We start from the raw sequence: 18098 nt of genomic DNA, 5'->3' as shown, positions 1-18098 counted from the left end.
CACACCGGATCGACTGCACGCCATGAATGACGCCACCTTCTATCCCATCGGTACCGCCGGCCAGCCCTGGGGCACGGCAGAGAAGGCGCAATGGCGTGCCCGCCAGACCCCGAGCCGGCGTTACGCCGATGACGTGCTGCCGGCACTGGAACGCCTGCGCGCCGACTTCGACGTGGAGCAGTACGGCACGCTCGACTACGCGCCGGACCGCTATCCGCTGTTCGCGGTGCGCAGCCGCGACTGGAACCCGGCGTTGCCCAGCGTGCTGGTCACCGGTGGCGTGCATGGTTATGAAACCAGCGGCGTGCAGGGCGCGCTGCAGTTCCTGGCCACCCGTGCCAGGGACTACGCCGGCCGCGCCAACGTGCTGGTGGCGCCGTGCGTGAGCCCGTGGGGGTACGAGCGCGTCCAGCGCTGGAACGCCGATGCAATCGACCCGAACCGTTCGTTCGTGGCCGACAGCCCGGCCGCCGAGTCGGCCGCGCTGATGGCGCTGGTCGCGCCCCTGCGCGGCAGCATCGTGATGCACATCGACCTGCACGAAACCACCGACAGCGACGAAACCGAGTTCCGCCCGGCCTTGGCCGCGCGCGACGGCAAGCCGTTCCAGCCGGGGCTGATCCCCGATGGCTTCTACCTGGTCGACGACAGCGAGAACCCGCAGCCGGCGTTCCAGACCGCGGTCAACGCCGCAGTGGAGCGGGTGACCCACATCGCCCCGGCCGACGACAAGGGCGAGATCATCGGTTCGCCGGTGGTGGCCCCGGGCGTGATCGAGTACCCGCTGAAGAAGCTGGGCCTGTGCGCCAGCGTCAGCGGGGCGACCTACACCACCACCACCGAGGTGTACCCGGACAGCCCGCGTGCCACCCCGCAGCAGTGCAACGACGCCCAGGTGGCGGCGATCTGCGCGGCGATCGATTACGCGTTGGCGCAAGGCTGATCGGCTGGCTAGAATGGCTGGCAACGGCCGTTGTCGCGGCCTTGGACCATTCGAATGGGAAGCGCCAAAACCTCTGACGCGTAAGCCGCAACAACCTTGTCGTTGTTGCGGCGCCGTGCCAGGCTGCATCGCAGCCCTGTAACAGGCATGCGCCGCCAATCCTTGAATTGCGCGGAGTATTCCCATGCCTGACCGTTTTTCTGCCTGGCCGCATCCGCTGCCGGCGGCGCTGCTGCTGATGGCGCCCTTCGACATCCTCGCTTCGCTGGCGATGGACATCTACCTGCCTGTGGTGCCGGCGATGCCGGGCGTCCTGGGCACCTCTCCGACGGTCATCCAGCTCACGTTGAGCCTTTACATGCTGCTGCTGGGCGTGGGCCAATTGGGGTTCGGTCCGTTGGCCGACCGCTGCGGGCGACGACCGGTGCTGATCGGTGGCGCTGCCGTGTTCTGCCTGGCCTCGTTCGGGTTGGCCGCGGCCACGTCCGCGCCACTGTTTGTGATACTGCGTGTGCTGCAGGCGCTGGGTGCGTCGGCGGCACTGGTGGCCACCTTCGCCACGGTGCGCGATGTCTATGCCGACCGCGCCGAAGGCAGCACCATCTACGCGCTGTTCGGCGCCATCCTTGCCTTTGTTCCTGCGCTTGGGCCGATCCTCGGCGCGCTGCTGGCGGCCCGCTGGGGCTGGCGGGCGATTTTCATCGCCTTGGGCGGCATGGCCCTGCTGGCGCTGTGCAATGCGTGGCGCGGTTGGCATGAGACCCGGCCAGCGGCCGTCGCCGGCGCCACGCGACAGCACTTCGGCCCGATGCTGCGCAGCCTGCGGTTCTGGACCTACACGCTGGGTTTCAGTGCGGCGATGGGGACGTTTTTCGTGTTCTTCTCCACCGCGCCGCGGGTGTTGATCGTGCAGGGCGGGCTGGCCCCGTTGGGATTCAGCCTGGCGTTCGCCAGCGTCGCGGTGGTGATGGTGCTGACTACCGGCGTGGCCGGCCGTGCGGTGACGCGTTGGGGCCAGGGCGGATGCCTGGCGCGCGGCATGGCGATGCTGCTGGTCGGCGCGCTGCTGCTGGCGGTTGGCCAGTGCGCGGCTGGCGCATCGTGGACGGGGTTCATCCTGCCGATGTGGGTCGCTGCACTGGGCATCGTGCTGGCCGTGTCGGTCACGGCCAACGGCGCGATGCAGGACTTCGCCGACAGCGCCGGCAGGGCGGTGGCGCTGTATTTCTGCACGCAAAGCCTGCTGGTAGCAGTGATTGGCACGTTCGCGGTGGTGGCATTGGGCGGCGACAGTGCCTGGCCGCTGGTGGGGTATTCCGTGCTGATGGCGGTGGTGACACTGGCTGCGCTGGGCTTGCTGCGGCGACGCGAAGCGGCGCAACCGGCAGACGCTCCCTGAGCCGTGCGCTGGTCACCGGCGCGGTAGCGGTGCTGTCCAGCCATTGAAGGCGCTCAGCGGAACAGCTGGTTCAGCGCCGCCCCCGAGGCCGCATCGGCGAAGCCGTCGAAGCGGCCTTGGTCCCTGAGCCGTTGCGCGGCGCGCATCATGCCGCCCCAGGCGGTGCGCGCCATCGCCCCGCCGACGCTGACCCGGCGCACGCCCATCGCGGCGATATCGGCCAGGGTGAACGGCGACGCGCTGCCGACCAGCAGGTTGACCGGTTTGGGCGCCACTGCGGCGACCACCGTTTCGATCTGCTCGCGGCTGCTGATGCCCGGGGCGTACAGGCAGTCGGCGCCGGCGTCGGCATAGGCGCGCAAGCGGGTGATCGCATCGTCCAGATCGGGGCGGCCGACGAAGAAGTTCTCGGCGCGGCCGACCAGCAGCACGTCCTGGCCGGAGGCATCGATCGCGCGGCGGGCGGCGCGTACGCGTGCCACCGCCTCGTCGAGCGAACGCAGCGGGTGGTCGGGGTCGGCGCTGGCGTCTTCGATGGAGATGCCGGCCACGCCGGTAGCGATGGCGCGCGTGACGCTGCTGCCGACCTCATCGAGCGTGCCGAAGCCGTCGCCGAAATCGGCGTTCACCGGCAGCGGCGTCGCGGCGGCCAGCGCCTGCAGGTGGTCCAGCGTGGCAGCCAGCGACAACTGGCCGTCGGCCATGCCCTGGCTCCAGGCGACCCCGGAACTGGTGCTGGCCAGCGCCGCGAAGCCCAGGCTGTGCAGGTAGCGCGCGCTGCCCACATCCCACGGGTTGGGCAGGACGAAACAACCGGCGTCGTGCAGGGCACGGAAGGCGGCGCGGCGTGGGCGGGGATCGAAGCACGGTGCAGTCATGGCGCAGGCCCGGTGAGCGGTGAGCCGATGGTACCGCTGCAGGCGCAATACCCATGCTGCACGGCGCGGCCGGGGGACGCGCAGCACCGCGCGATCAGAACACGGCCGGCTTACGCACGTACCGCCCGCGCCGACAGTCCCAGCAGCACCAGCGCCACCGCCACTGCGGCGAAGGCCGCCACCAGGCTGCTGGCCTGGGCAACGAAGCCGATCAGTGCCGGCCCGGCCAGGATGCCGGCATAGCCCAGCGTGGTGATCGCCGGAATGGCCAGGCTTTCCGGCATGGCCTTCTGGTTGCCGGCCATCGAGAACAGCGCCGGCACGATGTTGGCGCAGCCCACGCCGACCAGCGCGTAGCCGGTCATGGCCAGCGCCAGGCCCGGGGCGAAGGTGGCCAGGGCGAAGCCAGCGGCGGCGACCAGCCCGCCCAGCAGGATGGCGCGGTGGCGGCCCAGCGCGGCCACCGCGCGGTCGCCGAACAGGCGGGCGACGGTCATCGCGATCGCAAAGGCCATGTAGCCCAGCCCGGCACGCGAGGACGGCACCTGCTGCACCTCGTGCAGGAATACCGCGCTCCAGTCCAGGATGGCGCCTTCGGCGAGGAAGGCGACGAAGCACAGCACGCCGATGCCCAGCACCGCCCCGTGCGGCACCGCGAACACTGGGGCGCCGGCCGGTGCCTTGTCGGTGCGCCAATGCGGCAGCGACACCGCCAGCAGCGCGGCCATCACCGCCGATACCAGCAGGCACACCAGCCACGGCGGCAGGTGCAGGGCCAGCAGCGCGGTCATCGCCGCCGCGCCGACCGCGCCGCCGATGCTGTAGAACGCATGGAAGCCGGACATCATCGGCCGCCCGCTGTCGCGTTCGACGATGACCGCCTGGATGTTCATCACGCAATCGCAGGCGCCCACGCCGGCGCCGAACACGAACAGGGCCAGGCCCAGCGTCCACGGCGTGGGCGCGACCGCCAGCAGCGGCAGGCTGGCCAGCACCATCAGCAGGGTGGCCACCATCACCGCGCGGCAGCCATGGCGGGCGGCGAACACGCCGGCCAGCGGCATGGCCAGCAGCGAGCCGGCGCCCAGGCACAGCAGCACCAGCCCCAGCGTGCCTTCGTCCAGGCCGGTGCGGGCCTTGGCGAACGGCACCAGCGGCGCCCACGCGGCGGTGGCGAAACCGGGCAGGAAGAACGCCGCGCGGGTGGCGCGCTGTTCGGTGCGGGGCGTGGGCAGGGGCATCGCGATTCCGGGCAACGGGGGGAGGGGAAGCGACACCGGATCAGTCGCGGGTGGCGCGCAGGATGGCCACGCCGCGGCGGGCGAAGGCCTCCACCTGCGCCGGCGGCGCATCGGCCTCCAGGACCAGCTGGTCGATCCGGTCCACGCCGCCGATGCGGTGCGCGGCTTGTGCCCCCAGCTTGTCGTTGGTGGCGACCACCACGCAGCGGCTGCTGGCCGCGAGCAGGGCACGCTTGAGCGCGGCCTCTTCGCCATCCACCGCCCAGATCCCGGCATCGGCATCGACCGCGCAGGTGCCGATGAAACACACGTCGGCGCGCAGCGCGCCGATCGCCTCCAGCGCCTGCGCACCCACCGTGGCGCCGACGCGCGCATCCATGCGGCCGCCGATCAGGGTGACCTCGATACCGCTGCGCGCCATCAATGCCAGGGCGATATCCGGGGCATTGGTGACCACGCCGATGCCCTGCCGTTCGGGCAGGCAGGCGGCAATGGCCGAATTGGTGGAACCGGCGTCCAGCAGCACCAGCTCGCCGGGCAGCACCTGGGCGGCGGCGACGCGGGCCAGCGCCAGCTTCTGGTCGCGCTGCAGTGCGTGGCGGCTGGCCAGCGGTGGAAAGTCCGGCGTGGCGCGCAGCGCGCCGCCATAGACCTTGCGGCACAGGCCCTGGCTGGCGAGGTCGCGCAGGTCGCGGCGGATCGAGTCTTCGGACACCCCCAGGTCCAGCGCCAACTGGGCCGATGCTACCCGCCCGTGGTCGCGCAGCAGGCGCAGGATGGTCTGTTGGCGTTGGCCGGGCAGGGCTTCAGGGGTCATGCGGGGCGTCTCCGGGCGGGGTGATCGGCATTGAAAACGTGCAGATTCGTGCAGCATATGGCGTTATTGCGAGCGTGAGTATGCCATAACGTGCATAAATGTGCACATTAGGTGGCGCATTCTTGCACGATTTCCTCAGGGATCACTGCTCCCGCTGCAGCTCCGGCTGGATCAGGGCGGTGACCCAGTCCATGAACGCGGCCACCCGGCGCGGCAGATGGCGGCGCTGCGCGTACAGCAGGGTCACCGGCATGGGTTCGGCCACGCACTGCGGCAGGATCTGGACCAGCTCGCCGGATGCCAGGGCATGGCGCGCGCCCAGCAGCGGCACCTGGATGATGCCCAGCCCGGCCAGCGCCGCCGCGCTGTAGCCCTCGCCACTGTTGACCGTGACCGCCCCGCGCATCGGCAGGCTGCGGTAGCGCTGGCCGTCGTGGTACTCAAAGCCCGGCGAGCGCTGGCCCAGCGTGCCCACGTAATGCACCAGCGCGTGGGACGCCAGGTCGGCCAGGTCCTGCGGCGTCCCCCGGGCGGCCAGGTAGGCCGGGCTGGCGCAGTTGACGATGTGCATCACCCCCAGCGGCCGCGCGACCAGGGTGTTGTCGTCCAGCGGGCCCACCCGCAGCACGCAGTCGAAGCCTTCGCGGACCAGGTCGACGCGGCGGTCGGTGCCGCTCAGTTCGATCTCCAGCCCGGGGTGCCCGTCCAGGAACGCGGGCAGGTGCGGGATCACCAGCTGCCGCGCCAGGCCGCTGGACATGTCCACGCGCAGGCGCCCCTTCAACTGGCTGGTGTCGCGGCGGAACATGCCCTGCAGCTCTTCCAGGTCATCCAGCAGGTCGCGCGCGCGCTGCTGGAACTGGGCACCGTCGGCGCTGAGCTGCACGCGGCGGGTGGTCCGGTGCAGCAGCTGCACGCCCACTTCGGCCTCCAGCCGCTGCACCGCCAGCGACACGCTGGCCTTGGGCAGCCCCAGGCTGTCGGCCGCCCCGGTGAACGAGCCCAGCTCGGCGACGCGCAGGAAGCTGCGCAGTTGATCGATGCGATCCATGGATTGTTCGCCAGGTATGAACAGTCAAATCAGAATCGCGCTGTTTATGTCTCGATGCAATGCCAATACGCTGCCTCCCTACCCACACAGGAGCGCGACATGAACACATCCACCCGAGTCGTTCTGATCACCGGCGGCAGTCGCGGCCTGGGCCGCAACGCTGCGCTGGCACTGGCCGCCGATGGCGCCGACATCGTGCTGACCTACCGCAGCCAGGCCGACGCCGCGCAGCAGGTGGTGGCACAGATCCAGGCGCTGGGCCGGCGGGCGGCCGCGCTGCCGCTGGACGTGGCCGACAGTGGCAGCTTCGCCGCGTTCGCCGCCCAGGTGCGGCAGACGCTGCAGGGCTGGGGTGCCACCGGGCTGCAGGGTCTGCTCAACAATGCCGGCGAAGGGCTGTACGCGCCGATCGCAGAGACCACGCCGGAGCAGTTCGACCATCTGGTCGCGGTGCACCTGAAGGGACCGTACTTCCTGACCCAGGCGCTGCTGCCGCTGATCGCCGATGGCGGCCGCATCCTCAACGTCTCCAGCGGTCTGGCACGCTTCTCGCTGCCGGGCAGTTCGGCCTACGCGATGATGAAGGGCGGCATCGAGGTGTTCACCCGGTACCTGGCCAAGGAACTGGGCGCACGCCGGATCAGTGCGAACACGCTGGCCCCGGGCGCGATCGAGACCGACTTCGGCGGTGGGCGCGTGCGCGATGACGCGCACACCAATGCGATGGTCGCCTCGATCACGGCGCTGGGCCGTGCCGGGCAGGCCGATGACATCGGGCCGGTCGCGGTGGCGTTGTTGTCGCCGCACACCGGCTGGATCAATGCGCAGCGCGTGGAAGCCTCGGGCGGCATGTTCGTCTGAGGACGGTGCAGGCAGGCGCGGGCCGTGATGGCGCGCGCCTGTTTTTGCATGCGAAAGCGTTGCATTCGCAAACAGCGGCTATCATGCAGTTCCTGTCCGTAGCCTGCCGAGCGTTGAGTTGAAAGCTGCCATTGCGATGAGCCCGATGGGCCGTGTGTTCGCCACCGTCGCCTTCATCGAGGCATTGACCTGGGCCGGGCTGTTGGTCGGCATGTATTTCAAGTACCACGCCGCCGAACCGACCGTGATTGGCGTGCGCGTGTTCGGGCCGCTGCACGGGTTCGCCTTCATGGCCTACGTGGTGGTGACCGTATTGGCCGCGCTGCGGCTGCGCTGGCCGTGGTGGGCGGCGGGAGTGGCGCTGATCGCCGCGGTACCGCCGCTGGTGACGCTGCCGTTGGAGTGGTGGTTCAAGCGTCGCGGCCTGTTGTCGGCCCGGTAGGGTCGAAGCTTGCTCGACTGCCGATGACGGTGCCGCGTTCGGTGGCGACATGACCGTTGAACGGGGCTGATTCTGCGGTTGCCGGGCATGACTTCGATACAGATCATGCGTGCAATGGGCGTGGCAGGGTTATCGGCAGTCGTTTGGGAACCGACCCTACCAGTGCGCCATGGTCCTGGACCGGGCAGGCATGGCATTGCCTGCTGCCAGGATTCACGCCTGCTGCGCCAGCATCGCGCCGATCTGCGCAGGCGACTGGAATCCCGCCACCCGCGCGACTTCCTGTCCGTCACGGACCAGCAACAGGGTGGGGGTCTGGCGCAGGCCCTGGCTGCGGAAGAACACTTCGCCGATGGTCTCCAGTTTCACCTTCAGCAATACCACGTCCTCGGTGGCGGGCGCGTCGGCCAGGCTGGCCAGCGACAGGTCCAGCATCCGGCAGCCGGGGCAATCGTCCTTGTGGAAATCCACCAGCACGGTGGCGTGGTCGCGCAGGGCGGCGTGGTAGGCCTCAGGCGTGGCGGCGTGCAGGGTCTGCATGATCAAGGGTCTCGATATGGACCAACACGGTGTCGGCCCAGGAATGGATGGCGAGGGTGTCGGCAGCGCCGTGCGGCATCTGCTCGATTTCCAGCACCGCGTGCGGGGAGCTGAAGTAGCGCGCCAGCCGATGCGCGGCGCCGCAGTAATACTCCAATCCCCATTGGGTCTCCCCGGTGCCGAACACCGCCACGCGCTGCGCAGGCGGCAAGCCGCCGTGGTCGCGCACGGCCGCGACGAAGCGCTTCATCTCGGCCGGGGTGCGTCCGGCATTGTCGGTCCAGCTGCCGAGCAGCAGCAGGTCGTGCGGCCGGGCCAGTGCGTGCGCGGCATCGCCATCGACATCGAACAGGTGCACCTGGTGCCCGTGCCATTGGCAGCGCGCGGCCAGTTGCCGGGCGACATCGCGCGTGTTGCCGCTCAGTGAGGCGTAGGCGACCAGGATCTGCATGGCCTTACAGGTCGTCGAAGCCATTGTCGGCGTTGGTCTTCTTGTAGCTGGCGTTGCGCATCTCGAAGAAGTCGGTCTTGGTTTCGGTGAAGTTGTCGGCGTAGGCCTTGATCCACGGCATCACGTTGACATGGGTGTCGCTGTACAGCTTCTCGATGCCGAGCATGCCGGCCATCTTGTTGGCGCGGTATTTCACATAGCGGATCATCTCGTCCACGTCGATGCCGTCGATGCCATCGAGCACTTCGCCGGTCCAGCGGGTTTCCAGCGCGATGGCGTGCTCGAAGGCATCGTGCACGTAGGCGGTGAGCGCATCGCCCTGCAGGGCCGGGTTCTCGCCGATGATGGCGCGGATCAGTTCGCTGATGAACTTGGTGTGGGCCAGCTCGTCGCGGTTGATGAAGCTGATGATCTTGCCGGTGCCGGTCATGCGGTTCTGGCGGACCAGATTGTAGAAGAACGCAAAGCCCGAATAGAAATTGATGCCTTCCAGGATCGAGGACTGGATCAACGCACGGATCAGCGTTTCGGCGGTCTTCTCGCGCAGGAAGTCGTCGTAGGACTGCATGATGGGCTGGTTGCGGGCCAGGATGGTGGGGTGGGTACGGGCGATTTCGAACACCCGGTTCTGGTCGGCCAGCCCGGCGATGGAGGCCAGCACGTAGCTGTAGCTTTCGTTGTGGATCACCTCCTGCTGGCCGATGATCGCCGCATTGGCGTGCGCGGCCGGGTCGGTGATGTACTCGGCCACGTTGTAGATGAAGCGGGTCTGCGGGGAATCCAGCGTGGCCAGCAGGCCAATGATGGAATCGTAGGCGTTCTTTTCGCGCGCGTTTAGTTCGCCGTAGCCGCGCGCATCGCCCTTCATGTCGACCTCGTCGGGAATCCAGAAGTTGGTCGACAGCTCCTTGTAGGCCCGATAGAAGGACGGGTAGGGGATGTCGTTCCAGTTCAGGATGCCGCTGGTGCGGCCGTTGATGATGCCGGTGGAGCGGTTGGGGTGGCGCGGTTCGAGGATCTTGATGCGTTCCAGGGGGATGGCCATGGGGATGTCCTTGCGAGATTGCATTCAGTGCGTGGTTGCCGGCCAGCGGCCGGCACTACCGGTCGATGGGTTGACGACCAACGGTCGTCAGCTACCGCACCATTCGCATTCGGCGATATCGATATCGTTGGAGCGCACGTAGTAGGTGGTCTTCAGCCCTTCGCGCCAGGCGCTCATGTGCAGCGCCAGCAGGGTGCTGGCGCGGATGGTGCTGGGCACGTAAAGGTTGAAGCTGATCGACTGGTCCACGTGGCGCTGGCGGCGCGCGTTCTGGCGGATGCTGGCGAACTGGTCCAGCCGGTAGGCGCCCTTTTCGTAATACGGATAGGTCTCCAGCGACAGCCCCGGCGCGGCCACCGGGCGGCGGAAGTCCTTCTTCTCTTCGTAGTAGAACGCGGCGTATACCGGGTCGATCGAGGCGCTGGAGCCGGCGATCTGCGCGGTGCTCATGTTCGGTGCCACCGCCAGCAGCCAGCCGTTGCGCAGCCCGTGCACGCCGACCTGTGCGGCCAGTTCCTGCCAGGCCGGGCTGGTGTAGCCGCGGGCGCGGAAGTACTCGCCGTTGTGCCAGTCGCTGCCGAGGAAGGCGCTGTATCGGCCCTTCTCTTCGGCCAGGCGCATGCTGGCCTGGATGGCCAGGTAGTTGATCCGCTCATACAGGGTGTCGGCGTAGTCCTCGGCCTGGGCCGAGTCCCAATGGATGTGCTGCTGGGCCAGCAGGTGGTGCCAGCCGAAGGTGCCCAGCCCGATCGCGCGGTACTTGCGGTTGGTGATGGTGGCCTGCGGGACGGGCAGCTGGTTGAGGTCGATGACGTTGTCGAGCATGCGCACCTGGATCGGCACCAGCCGCTCCAGCACGTCGCTGGAGAGCAGGTCCGGCGCGGCGGTGACGGCCCGGCCCAGGTTGATCGAGGACAGGTTGCACACCACGAAATCGCCGGCCTGGCGCGTGGTGACGATCTGGTCGCCGCTGATCATCTCCTGGATCAGGCGGGTGGGGCTCATGTTCTGCAGGATTTCGGTGCACAGGTTGCTGGAGTACACCGTGCCGGCATGCTTGTTGGGGTTCTTCCGGTTCACTTCGTCGCGGTAGAACATGAAGGGGTTGCCGGTCTCCAACTGGCTGACCATGATCCGCTTGAACAGATCGATGGCCTTGATCGTGCGCCGGCCGATGCGCTCGTCGGCCACCACCTCGGCATAGCGGTCGCGGAAGCTGCCCTGGCCGCGTTGCTCATCGTGGAAGTCCTGCAGGTACCAGCCCTTGATCCGCTTGACCTCGTGCGGATCGAACAGATACCAGTCGCCGCGCCGTTCCACCGTTTCCATGAACAGGTCGGGCAGGCATACCGAGGTGAACACATCATGCGCGCGCAGGCGCTGGTCGCCGTTGTTGAGGCGCAGGTCGAGGAAGGCTTCGATATCGCGGTGCCAGATATCCAGGTACACCGCGATGGCGCCCTTGCGCTGGCCGAGCTGGTCCACGCTGACCGCGGTGTTGTTGAGCTGCTTGATCCAGGGCACCACGCCACCGGAAGAATTGGCCACCCCGCGGATCGGTGCACCGGCCGAACGCACATAGCCCAGGTAGGCGCCCACGCCGCCGCCGTGCTTGGACACCCGCGCCACGTCGGTGTTGGAATCGTAGATGCCCTGCAGGCTGTCCTCGACGGTGTCGATGAAGCACGACGACAGTTGGCCGCCCAGCTTGCCGGCATTGGCCAGGGTCGGGGTGGCCACGGTCATGTACAGGTTGGACAGCGCCCAGTAGGCCTCGCGTACCAGCAGCATGCGCCGGCGCCGGCCATCGGCACCGCTGCGGTGCTCGTCCTGCATCAGGTACAGCGCGATGGTCAGCCAGCGTTCCTGCGGCAGTTCGAACACCGCGCGCGAAGCGTCGGTGGCCAGGTAGCGGGTGGCCAGCAGGTACAGCCCGTTGTAGGCGAACAGGGTGTCGCGCTCGGGCTCGATCATGCGCCCGGCTTCTTCCAGTTCTTCCTTGGAATAGGCCTTGAGGATGTCGATCGAGTACACGTTGCGGTCGGCCAGGCTTTCCTGCAGGCCCACGTAGGAGCCGTACTTGAGGGCGGCGTCGTAGAAGCGGTTCTTGCTGGCGCGCTTGTACAGCCGGCGCAGGTACAGCCGCGCGGCCAGGTGTTCCCAGTCCGGTGCGGTCAGGTCGATGCGCGCCTCGGCTTCGCGGATCAGCAGGTCCACCAGCTCATCGGCGCTGAGCTGCTGGCGGCGGCCGATCAAGGCCAGCACGCTGTGCAGGTAGTCGGCCAGGTCCAGCTGCGGGAACGGGGCATGCACCGCCTGCAGGCTGCGCTGCAGGCGCGCCGGGTCGAACGGCAGGCGCCGGTTGCCGCCTTCCTTGGTGATCCAGGGCGTGGTGTCGGCGTCGCTGCCGGCCGGTTCGGGGGGTGTGGTGGCGTCGGTGACGCGGCTGTCTTCGTTGATCATCGTCGGTCCATGCGGTGCGCAGGTGTCGCGCCGCGATGCAGGCATCGCGACGGCCGGGCGGGCGTCATGGGGCAGGGGGATCATCCCCGGCATTGGCCGGGTGAAGGCCGCGCGTCCAGACGCCGTTCGGGGGGTCATGCCCTGAGGCCGGGAGGGCCTGCAGGGGCGTGACGGGAAAACGGGCCTGGCGGAAGCGGGGAGCCGATGAACACAACATAGTGTGGGTCTGCCTCATCGTCAACATCATATGTTGTGTTGTCGGCGGGGCTGGCGTGACCAAACGCCGCAGTGCTGCGATCGCGCGCGAAGCGGTGGGGCAACGGCGTAGGGGGTTACCGGAACGGCAGCGCGCGCAGCTGCTGGCGCAGCAACAGCGCCAGCTCGGCGTGCACCTTGGCGTTGTCCGGGTCGGTCAGTTCGGTGGCCAACGGCGAATCGGCCGCATCGCGTGCGGCGCGCGCACGGGCAGCATCCAGGTCTTCGCTGCGCAGGGCCAGGTCGGCCAGCACGATCACCTTGCCCGGCTGCACCTCCACATGCCCACCGGAGACGTACACATGCAGCGGCGGGGCGGCATCGAGCGGAAATACCGAGACCATGCCTTCGCGCAACAGCGCCAGCAGCGGGGTGTGCCCGGCCAGCACGCCGAAGCGGCCCTCGCTGCCGGGCAGGCTGATCTCGCGTACCGGGCCGTTCCAGATCTCGCCGACCAGGCTGATGATCTGCGCCGACAGGCCTTGTGCGGCATCGGCGACGATGCCCGGGAGCACGTCAGGAGACGGCAGTGACGCCATTGCGCGGTGCCTGGATCGGGAATGGAAGCCAGCATAGTCGGGTCGATGTAGGGAGCCGTTGATCAACCTCCATCCACGCGCGGAAGGCCGGCCGACATGAACACGGCGGACAGGTCCGCTGATATCGCAAATGCGACCTGTTATCATTTGACTGGATAGCCACGGCGGCCACGCGTCGCCCCAGCCGATCGATTCGACGTACCTGCGCGCCTGCGCGGTGCGCTCTTCCCTGGATTGGCAGTGGTGGTTATGCGTGAGCGTTCGGTAGTACCCGGTTTGCCGGCCCTGGTCCTGGCAGCCCTGACCGGCACCATGGCGATGATGGCCTTCGTGGCGGTGATCGGGCCGGTGGTGCGTCTGCTCGGCCTGGCCGAATGGCATGCCGGCCTGTCGGTGACCGCCGCCGGCGTGCTGTGGATGCTGTCGGCGCGCCGCTGGGGCGCCCTGAGCGACCGGATCGGGCGCAAGCGCGTGCTGCTGATCGCGTTGGCCGCCTATGCAGTGATCTACGTGGCGCTGGCGGTGTTCGTCGACGTGGCGCTGCGCCGGCCCCCGGCGCTGTGGCTGTCGGTGCTGGTGCTGGTGGGAACGCGCGCGCTGGTCGGGTTGTTCTATGCGGCCGTGCCACCCACCGCCGCGGCGCTGGTCGCCGACGGCGCCGCACCGGGCCAGCGTGCCGCTGCGATGGCCAAGCTGGGCACCGCCAACGCGGTGGGCATGGTGATCGGCCCGGCCGCAGCCGGCTGGATCGCTTTCCATGCGCTGTCGCTGACCTTGTATGTGGCCGCGTTGCTGCCGCTGCTGGCCTTGCTGGTGATTGCCTGGCGCCTGCCGGCCAGCGCACCGGCGGCCATGGCCGCTTCCGGCCCGCGCCCGCGGCTGGGCTGGACCGACCCGCGCCTGCGCCTGCCGGTGCTGGCGGTGTTCGCCGCGATGATCTCGGTGACCATCGCCCAGGTCACCGTGGGCTTCTTTGCGATCGACCGGCTGCACCTGTCGCCGGCCGATGGCGCGCGTATGGCCGGGCTGGCGCTGACTGCGGTCGGGGTCGGGCTGATCCTGGCGCAGGTGTTGGTGATGAAACTGGACCGGGTGCCGCCGCGGCGCTGGATTGCGATCGGGGCGTTGCTGGCCGCGCTCGGTTTTGCGTCGGTGGCACTGGTGCAGGCGCCCTGGCAGCTGCTGCTCGCCTATGCGCTGGCCGCGTTCGGGATGGGCTTTGTGTTTCCCTCCTTCCAGGCGCTGGCCGCCGATGCGGTGCAGGCCCATGAGCAGGGCGCGGCGGCAGGCACGGTGGCGTCGGTACAGGGCCTGGGCATGGTGATCGGCCCCATGCTGGGCACGCTGTTGTACCAGTGGTGGCCGAGTGCGCCGTACCTGCTGGTGGGGATGGTGCTGCTGGCGCTGGCGGTGGCGGCACTGCGCCACCGCGCGCAGGGGGCCGCATGAACGACAGCGTACAGCGGCCGGCGCCGGCCGAAGAGGCGCTGTCGGGCAGCCAGGACGCCTCGCTGCCGGTGCAGTTCCTGCTGCGCGCGCCGCTGCGCGCCCTGCAGGCGCAGGGCTGCCGGGGACGCTTGCCACGCGCGGGACTGGCCAGCCTGACCACGCGGGTGGCGGCGTTCTTCGCCACGCCGCGCGCCGGCCTGCCGCTGCTGGTCGGCGCGGTGCCGTTCGATCCGCAGGCCGACGATGCGCTGTACCAGCCCGAGCAGGTAGTGCCCACGGCCACCGCCCGGGTGCCGGCGGTGCCGCGCTTTGCCGGCACGCTCCGCGCCGAGCCCGATGCGGCCGGCTACGCCGACGCGGTGACCCGCGCGCTGGTGGTGCTGCGCGATCCGGCCGCGCCACTGCAGAAAGTGGTGCTGGCGCGCAGCTTGCGCCTGCACAGCGCGCAGCCGATCGCCGCGCACGCCCTGGCGCAGCGGCTGGGCCACGACCCCAGCGTGGCTACCTATCTGGTACCACTGCCGGTGCCGGCCGCCGAACCGCCGGCGTGGCTGGTCGGCGCCACGCCCGAACTGCTGGTGTCGCGCCGCGGCGATCAGGTGCTGTCGCACCCGCTGGCCGGTTCGGCGCGCCGGCAGGCCGATCCGGTCGAGGATGCACGCACCGCGCAGGCGCTGCTGGCCTCGGCCAAGGACCAGGACGAACACCGCCACGTGGTCGAGGCGATCGTGGCCGGGCTGGCACCGTGGTGCGGGCACATCGAGGCCGCGCCGCGCCCGTCGCTGCACGCCACCGCCACCATGTGGCACCTGGGCACGCCGATCCGCGCCACGCTGGACGACCCGGCCACCAGCGTGGCCACCCTGCTGGCCGCGTTGCATCCCACCCCGGCGGTAGGCGGTACGCCGCGCCAGGCCGCGCTGGACACCATCGCCGCGCTCGAGCCGGCACCGCGTGGTTTCTATGCCGGCGCGGTCGGCTGGCTCGATGCCGACGGCGATGGCGACTGGTACGTGGCGATCCGCTGCGCCCGCGTGCAGGGCCGGCAGGTGCAGGTATATGCCGGTGCCGGCATCGTCGCCGGCTCCGAACCGTTGCTGGAGGTGGCCGAGACCGCGGCCAAGTTCGGTGCGCTGTTGAACGCGCTCGGCGTCGACGCCAGCACCCCCGTCTGAATCGTGGAGCCTGTGATGAACGAACCTTCCCGCACCCCGCCACCGCTGCGCCAGACCTGGCCGGCGGCATTGGCTGCGCGTTATCGTGCAGCCGGCTATTGGCGTGGCGAAACCTTCCCCGGCTTCCTGCGCGCGCGTGCGGCGCAGCATGCCGATGACATCGCCGTGGTCGGCGGGCAGGTGCGCCTGAGCTATGCCCAGCTATGGGCGCAGGCCGGGCGGATCGGCGCCGGCCTGCTTGCCGCTGGCTTGATGCCGGGGCAGACGGTGGTGGTGCAGCTGGGCAACGTGCCCGAATTCGTGACGGTGGTATGCGGGCTGTTCCGCGCCGGCCTGGTGCCGGTATTCGCCTTGCCGGCGCACCGCTTGACCGAGGTGGCGCACGTGGCGCGCACCGCGCATGCCAGCGCCTATATCGCCGCCGCCGGGCAGGATGGCTTCGACTACCGCGGCCTGGCGCGTGCGCTGCAGGCACAGCTGCCCGAGCTGGCCAGGGTGCTGATCGTCGGTGACGCGGCCGAGTTCCAGGCGGTGGCCGACCTGGACGGCGAGGTGGCCACGCTGCCGCCGGATCCGGACCCGCAGTCGGTGGCGTTCCTGCAGCTGTCCGGCGGCAGCACCGGCTTGCCCAAGCTGATTCCGCGTACCCACGACGACTACATCTATTCGTTCCGCGCCAGCAACGAGATCTGCGGGATCGGTCGCGACAGCGTGTACCTGGTGGCGCTACCGGCCGCGCACAATTTTCCGATGAGCTCGCCAGGCTTCTTCGGTGCGCTGTACGCCGGCGCGCGGGTGGTGCTCAGCCCCGGCCCCGGGCCGGACAGCGCCTTCCCGCTGATCGCGCGCGAGGCGGTCACCTGCGTGGGCCTGGTGCCGCCGTTGGCGCTGCTGTGGGCGCAGGCCGCGGCCACTACCACGCACGATCTGTCCAGCCTGCAGGTGGTGCAGGTGGGCGGCGCAAAGCTGGTGCCCGAAGCGGCGCGGCGGGTGATCGAGGGGCTGGGTTGCCAGCTGCAGCAGGTATTCGGCATGGCCGAAGGCCTGGTCAACTACACCCGCCTGCACGATCGGCCGGAGTTGGTGATCGGCACCCAGGGCCGCCCGATCTCGCCCGACGACGACGTGCTGGTGGTCGACGACCACGGGAACCCGGTCGCGCCGGGCAGCACCGGCCACCTGCTGACCCGCGGCCCGTACACCATCGGTGCGTACTACAACGACCCGGCCGCCAACGCGCGCGCCTTCACCGAAGACGGCTACTACCGCACCGGCGACATGGTGCAGCAGCTGCCTGGCGGCTACCTGGTGGTGCAGGGCCGTGCCGGCGACCATATCAACCGCGCCGGCGAGAAGATCTCCGCCGAGGAAATCGAAGACCATCTGCTGGCGCACCCGGGCGTGTTCGACGCGGCGGTGGTGTCCCTCCCGGATGCCTACCTCGGCGAGCGCAGCTGTGCCTTCATCATCGCCCAGGGCGAGCCGACCCAGGCCGCCAGCCTCAAGGCCTGGGTGCGCGGCCGCGGCCTGGCCGCGTTCAAAGTGCCGGACCAGATCGTGTTCGTCGACGCCTTCGGCACCACCGCGGTCGGCAAGATCAGCCGCCGCGAACTGCGTGCCCGGCTGCGCGAAGGTTTCATGCAACAGACAGGAGAAACGCGCTGATGGCGCTGCCCCAGATCCCACCCTATCCGCTGCCGACCCAGGCCGAACTGCCCACCGCGCGCGGCGCCTGGCAGCCGCACCCCGAACGCGTCGCGCTGCTGGTGCACGACATGCAGCGCTACTTCCTGGCCGCCTTTACGCCGGAGGCATCGCCGCTGGCCCCGGCCGTGGCCAACATCGCGCGCCTGCTCACGCATTGCCGTGCCCGTGGCATCCCGGTGTTCTACACCGCCCAGCGCGGCAACCAGGACCGGCGCGATCGTGGCCTGCAGGCCGATCTGTGGGGGCCGGGCATGTCCGCCACCGATGAACATGAAGCCATCCTCGCGGCGCTGGCCCCGGTGCAGGGCGATCATGTGCTGGTCAAGCACCGCTACAGCGCGTTCCAGCGCAGCAACCTGGAAACGCTGATGCGCGCCCGTGGCCGCGACCAGCTGCTGGTCACCGGCGTGTACGCGCATATCGGCTGCACCGCCACGGTGGCCGAGGGCTTCCAGCGCGACATCGAGAGCTTCATCGCCGCTGATGCGGTCGCCGATTTCTCGCGCGCCGACCACGACCTGGCCCTGCACTGGATCGCCCGTACCTGCGGCGTGCCGATGACCACCGATCATCTGCTGGAGGCGCTGGCATGAGCGCACTGACCTTGGAACATATGCGCGCCGATGTCGCCGGGATGCTCGGCGAAGCCCCCCAGGACATCGGCGACGATGACAACCTGATGGACCTGGGCCTGGATTCGATGCGCGTGCTCGGCCTGGTGCTGGCCTGGGGCAACACCGGTATCCCGCTGGAATTCAGCCATCTGGCCGAACACGCCACGCTGGGCGGCTGGTGGGCCGTGGTGCAGCGGCTGCAGGCCGAGGCGGCGGCCAGCGCATGAA

At 69.3% G+C, this 18098-nt stretch carries 18 protein-coding genes; 9 read left to right on the top strand and 9 right to left on the bottom strand.

Features of this window, described 5'->3' with window-relative positions; all coding sequences use genetic code 11:
- The first annotated feature begins 22 nt into the window (after window positions 1-22).
- Window positions 23-943, top strand: a complete 921-nt coding sequence (locus tag AC3ITM_RS10510) for a M14 family metallopeptidase (protein ID WP_489264832.1) — start codon at window positions 23-25, stop codon at window positions 941-943.
- A gap of 184 nt (window positions 944-1127) precedes the next feature.
- Entirely contained in the window at window positions 1128-2342 is a 1215-nt protein-coding gene (gene cml / locus AC3ITM_RS10505; RefSeq protein ID WP_489264831.1) for a CmlA/FloR family chloramphenicol efflux MFS transporter, read from the top strand.
- Window positions 2343-2395: 53 nt separating this feature from the next.
- Here the strand turns inward: cml and AC3ITM_RS10500 are convergent, their stop codons facing one another.
- From AC3ITM_RS10500 to AC3ITM_RS10485, 4 genes are all read right to left on the bottom strand, one after another.
- Window positions 2396-3220 (bottom strand): isocitrate lyase/PEP mutase family protein, encoded by an 825-nt coding sequence (locus AC3ITM_RS10500; protein ID WP_489264829.1) that lies wholly within the window; start codon window positions 3218-3220, stop codon window positions 2396-2398.
- Window positions 3221-3330: 110 nt separating this feature from the next.
- Window positions 3331-4461 (bottom strand): MFS transporter, encoded by a 1131-nt coding sequence (locus AC3ITM_RS10495; protein ID WP_489264827.1) that lies wholly within the window; start codon window positions 4459-4461, stop codon window positions 3331-3333.
- A 40-nt stretch (window positions 4462-4501) separates the two neighbouring features.
- The gene (locus AC3ITM_RS10490; RefSeq protein WP_489264826.1) at window positions 4502-5278 is read right to left on the bottom strand and encodes a DeoR/GlpR family DNA-binding transcription regulator; all 777 of its coding nucleotides are present in this window, start codon (window positions 5276-5278) and stop codon (window positions 4502-4504) included.
- A gap of 142 nt (window positions 5279-5420) precedes the next feature.
- A complete protein-coding gene (locus tag AC3ITM_RS10485) occupies window positions 5421-6329 on the bottom strand; it encodes a LysR family transcriptional regulator (RefSeq protein WP_489264825.1) in 909 nt (302 codons plus the stop codon).
- Between the two features lie 99 nt (window positions 6330-6428).
- Between AC3ITM_RS10485 and AC3ITM_RS10480 the strand changes: the two genes are divergently transcribed.
- Together AC3ITM_RS10480 and AC3ITM_RS10475 are read left to right on the top strand one after the other, a co-directional pair.
- Window positions 6429-7190: an SDR family NAD(P)-dependent oxidoreductase gene (locus tag AC3ITM_RS10480; RefSeq protein ID WP_489264824.1), complete on the top strand. Its 762-nt coding sequence runs from the start codon at window positions 6429-6431 to the stop codon at window positions 7188-7190.
- A 136-nt stretch (window positions 7191-7326) separates the two neighbouring features.
- Complete coding sequence (locus AC3ITM_RS10475) at window positions 7327-7632, top strand: DUF3817 domain-containing protein (RefSeq protein WP_489270082.1); 306 nt, start codon at window positions 7327-7329, stop codon at window positions 7630-7632.
- A gap of 213 nt (window positions 7633-7845) precedes the next feature.
- On the opposite strand, the gene AC3ITM_RS10470 is transcribed toward AC3ITM_RS10475, so the two are convergent.
- From AC3ITM_RS10470 to atpC, 5 genes are all read right to left on the bottom strand, one after another.
- Window positions 7846-8172, bottom strand: coding sequence for a thioredoxin family protein (locus AC3ITM_RS10470; protein ID WP_489264823.1), 327 nt, complete (start codon window positions 8170-8172; stop codon window positions 7846-7848).
- Window positions 8144-8623 carry a flavodoxin gene (locus tag AC3ITM_RS10465; protein WP_489264821.1) on the bottom strand — a complete coding sequence of 160 codons (480 nt, stop codon included), beginning with the start codon at window positions 8621-8623 and terminating at the stop codon, window positions 8144-8146. The genes AC3ITM_RS10470 and AC3ITM_RS10465 overlap by 29 nt, the downstream gene beginning before the upstream one ends.
- Window positions 8624-8627: 4 nt before the next feature.
- Complete coding sequence (locus tag AC3ITM_RS10460; RefSeq protein ID WP_228885578.1) at window positions 8628-9668, bottom strand: ribonucleotide-diphosphate reductase subunit beta; 1041 nt, start codon at window positions 9666-9668, stop codon at window positions 8628-8630.
- Between the two features lie 87 nt (window positions 9669-9755).
- Window positions 9756-12176: a ribonucleoside-diphosphate reductase subunit alpha gene (locus AC3ITM_RS10455; protein ID WP_489264820.1), complete on the bottom strand. Its 2421-nt coding sequence runs from the start codon at window positions 12174-12176 to the stop codon at window positions 9756-9758.
- 287 nt (window positions 12177-12463) lie between these two features.
- Entirely contained in the window at window positions 12464-12925 is a 462-nt protein-coding gene (gene atpC / locus AC3ITM_RS10450; RefSeq protein ID WP_489264819.1) for an ATP synthase F1 subunit epsilon, read from the bottom strand.
- A gap of 249 nt (window positions 12926-13174) precedes the next feature.
- Here atpC and AC3ITM_RS10445 point away from each other — a divergent pair, with 249 nt between their 5' ends.
- Genes AC3ITM_RS10445 through AC3ITM_RS10425 form a run of 5 tightly spaced genes read left to right on the top strand, consistent with a single transcriptional unit; the run spans window position 13175 to window position 18097 of the window.
- The gene (locus AC3ITM_RS10445) at window positions 13175-14374 is read left to right on the top strand and encodes an MFS transporter (protein ID WP_489270081.1); all 1200 of its coding nucleotides are present in this window, start codon (window positions 13175-13177) and stop codon (window positions 14372-14374) included.
- The gene (locus tag AC3ITM_RS10440; protein ID WP_489264818.1) at window positions 14371-15549 is read left to right on the top strand and encodes an isochorismate synthase; all 1179 of its coding nucleotides are present in this window, start codon (window positions 14371-14373) and stop codon (window positions 15547-15549) included. The genes AC3ITM_RS10445 and AC3ITM_RS10440 overlap by 4 nt, the downstream gene beginning before the upstream one ends.
- Before the next feature lie 15 nt (window positions 15550-15564).
- Window positions 15565-17214: a (2,3-dihydroxybenzoyl)adenylate synthase gene (locus AC3ITM_RS10435; protein ID WP_489264817.1), complete on the top strand. Its 1650-nt coding sequence runs from the start codon at window positions 15565-15567 to the stop codon at window positions 17212-17214.
- Window positions 17214-17849 carry an isochorismatase family protein gene (locus AC3ITM_RS10430; protein WP_489264816.1) on the top strand — a complete coding sequence of 212 codons (636 nt, stop codon included), beginning with the start codon at window positions 17214-17216 and terminating at the stop codon, window positions 17847-17849. Before AC3ITM_RS10435 ends, AC3ITM_RS10430 begins: the two co-directional genes overlap by 1 nt.
- Window positions 17846-18097: a phosphopantetheine-binding protein gene (locus AC3ITM_RS10425; RefSeq protein ID WP_489264814.1), complete on the top strand. Its 252-nt coding sequence runs from the start codon at window positions 17846-17848 to the stop codon at window positions 18095-18097. The genes AC3ITM_RS10430 and AC3ITM_RS10425 overlap by 4 nt, the downstream gene beginning before the upstream one ends.
- Window position 18098: the final 1 nt, after the last annotated feature.

This window comes from Stenotrophomonas sp. KH_029, assembly GCF_057839765.1.
Note: the sequence above shows the minus strand (reverse complement) of the source record. Positions and strands in the feature narration are given on the sequence as shown.

What these genes read in the sequence shown, in the direction of transcription:
- AC3ITM_RS10510 (WP_489264832.1), top strand. Translation starts at nt 23, where the DNA reads ATGAATGACGCCACCTTCTATCCCATCGGTACCGCCGGCCAGCCCTGG.
- cml (WP_489264831.1), top strand. Translation starts at nt 1,128, where the DNA reads ATGCCTGACCGTTTTTCTGCCTGGCCGCATCCGCTGCCGGCGGCGCTG.
- AC3ITM_RS10500 (WP_489264829.1), bottom strand. Translation starts at nt 3,220, where the DNA reads ATGACTGCACCGTGCTTCGATCCCCGCCCACGCCGCGCCGCCTTCCGT.
- AC3ITM_RS10495 (WP_489264827.1), bottom strand. Translation starts at nt 4,461, where the DNA reads ATGCCCCTGCCCACGCCCCGCACCGAACAGCGCGCCACCCGCGCGGCG.
- AC3ITM_RS10490 (WP_489264826.1), bottom strand. Translation starts at nt 5,278, where the DNA reads ATGACCCCTGAAGCCCTGCCCGGCCAACGCCAACAGACCATCCTGCGC.
- AC3ITM_RS10485 (WP_489264825.1), bottom strand. Translation starts at nt 6,329, where the DNA reads ATGGATCGCATCGATCAACTGCGCAGCTTCCTGCGCGTCGCCGAGCTG.
- AC3ITM_RS10480 (WP_489264824.1), top strand. Translation starts at nt 6,429, where the DNA reads ATGAACACATCCACCCGAGTCGTTCTGATCACCGGCGGCAGTCGCGGC.
- AC3ITM_RS10475 (WP_489270082.1), top strand. Translation starts at nt 7,327, where the DNA reads ATGAGCCCGATGGGCCGTGTGTTCGCCACCGTCGCCTTCATCGAGGCA.
- AC3ITM_RS10470 (WP_489264823.1), bottom strand. Translation starts at nt 8,172, where the DNA reads ATGCAGACCCTGCACGCCGCCACGCCTGAGGCCTACCACGCCGCCCTG.
- AC3ITM_RS10465 (WP_489264821.1), bottom strand. Translation starts at nt 8,623, where the DNA reads ATGCAGATCCTGGTCGCCTACGCCTCACTGAGCGGCAACACGCGCGAT.
- AC3ITM_RS10460 (WP_228885578.1), bottom strand. Translation starts at nt 9,668, where the DNA reads ATGGCCATCCCCCTGGAACGCATCAAGATCCTCGAACCGCGCCACCCC.
- AC3ITM_RS10455 (WP_489264820.1), bottom strand. Translation starts at nt 12,176, where the DNA reads ATGCCTGCATCGCGGCGCGACACCTGCGCACCGCATGGACCGACGATG.
- atpC (WP_489264819.1), bottom strand. Translation starts at nt 12,925, where the DNA reads ATGGCGTCACTGCCGTCTCCTGACGTGCTCCCGGGCATCGTCGCCGAT.
- AC3ITM_RS10445 (WP_489270081.1), top strand. Translation starts at nt 13,175, where the DNA reads ATGCGTGAGCGTTCGGTAGTACCCGGTTTGCCGGCCCTGGTCCTGGCA.
- AC3ITM_RS10440 (WP_489264818.1), top strand. Translation starts at nt 14,371, where the DNA reads ATGAACGACAGCGTACAGCGGCCGGCGCCGGCCGAAGAGGCGCTGTCG.
- AC3ITM_RS10435 (WP_489264817.1), top strand. Translation starts at nt 15,565, where the DNA reads ATGAACGAACCTTCCCGCACCCCGCCACCGCTGCGCCAGACCTGGCCG.
- AC3ITM_RS10430 (WP_489264816.1), top strand. Translation starts at nt 17,214, where the DNA reads ATGGCGCTGCCCCAGATCCCACCCTATCCGCTGCCGACCCAGGCCGAA.
- AC3ITM_RS10425 (WP_489264814.1), top strand. Translation starts at nt 17,846, where the DNA reads ATGAGCGCACTGACCTTGGAACATATGCGCGCCGATGTCGCCGGGATG.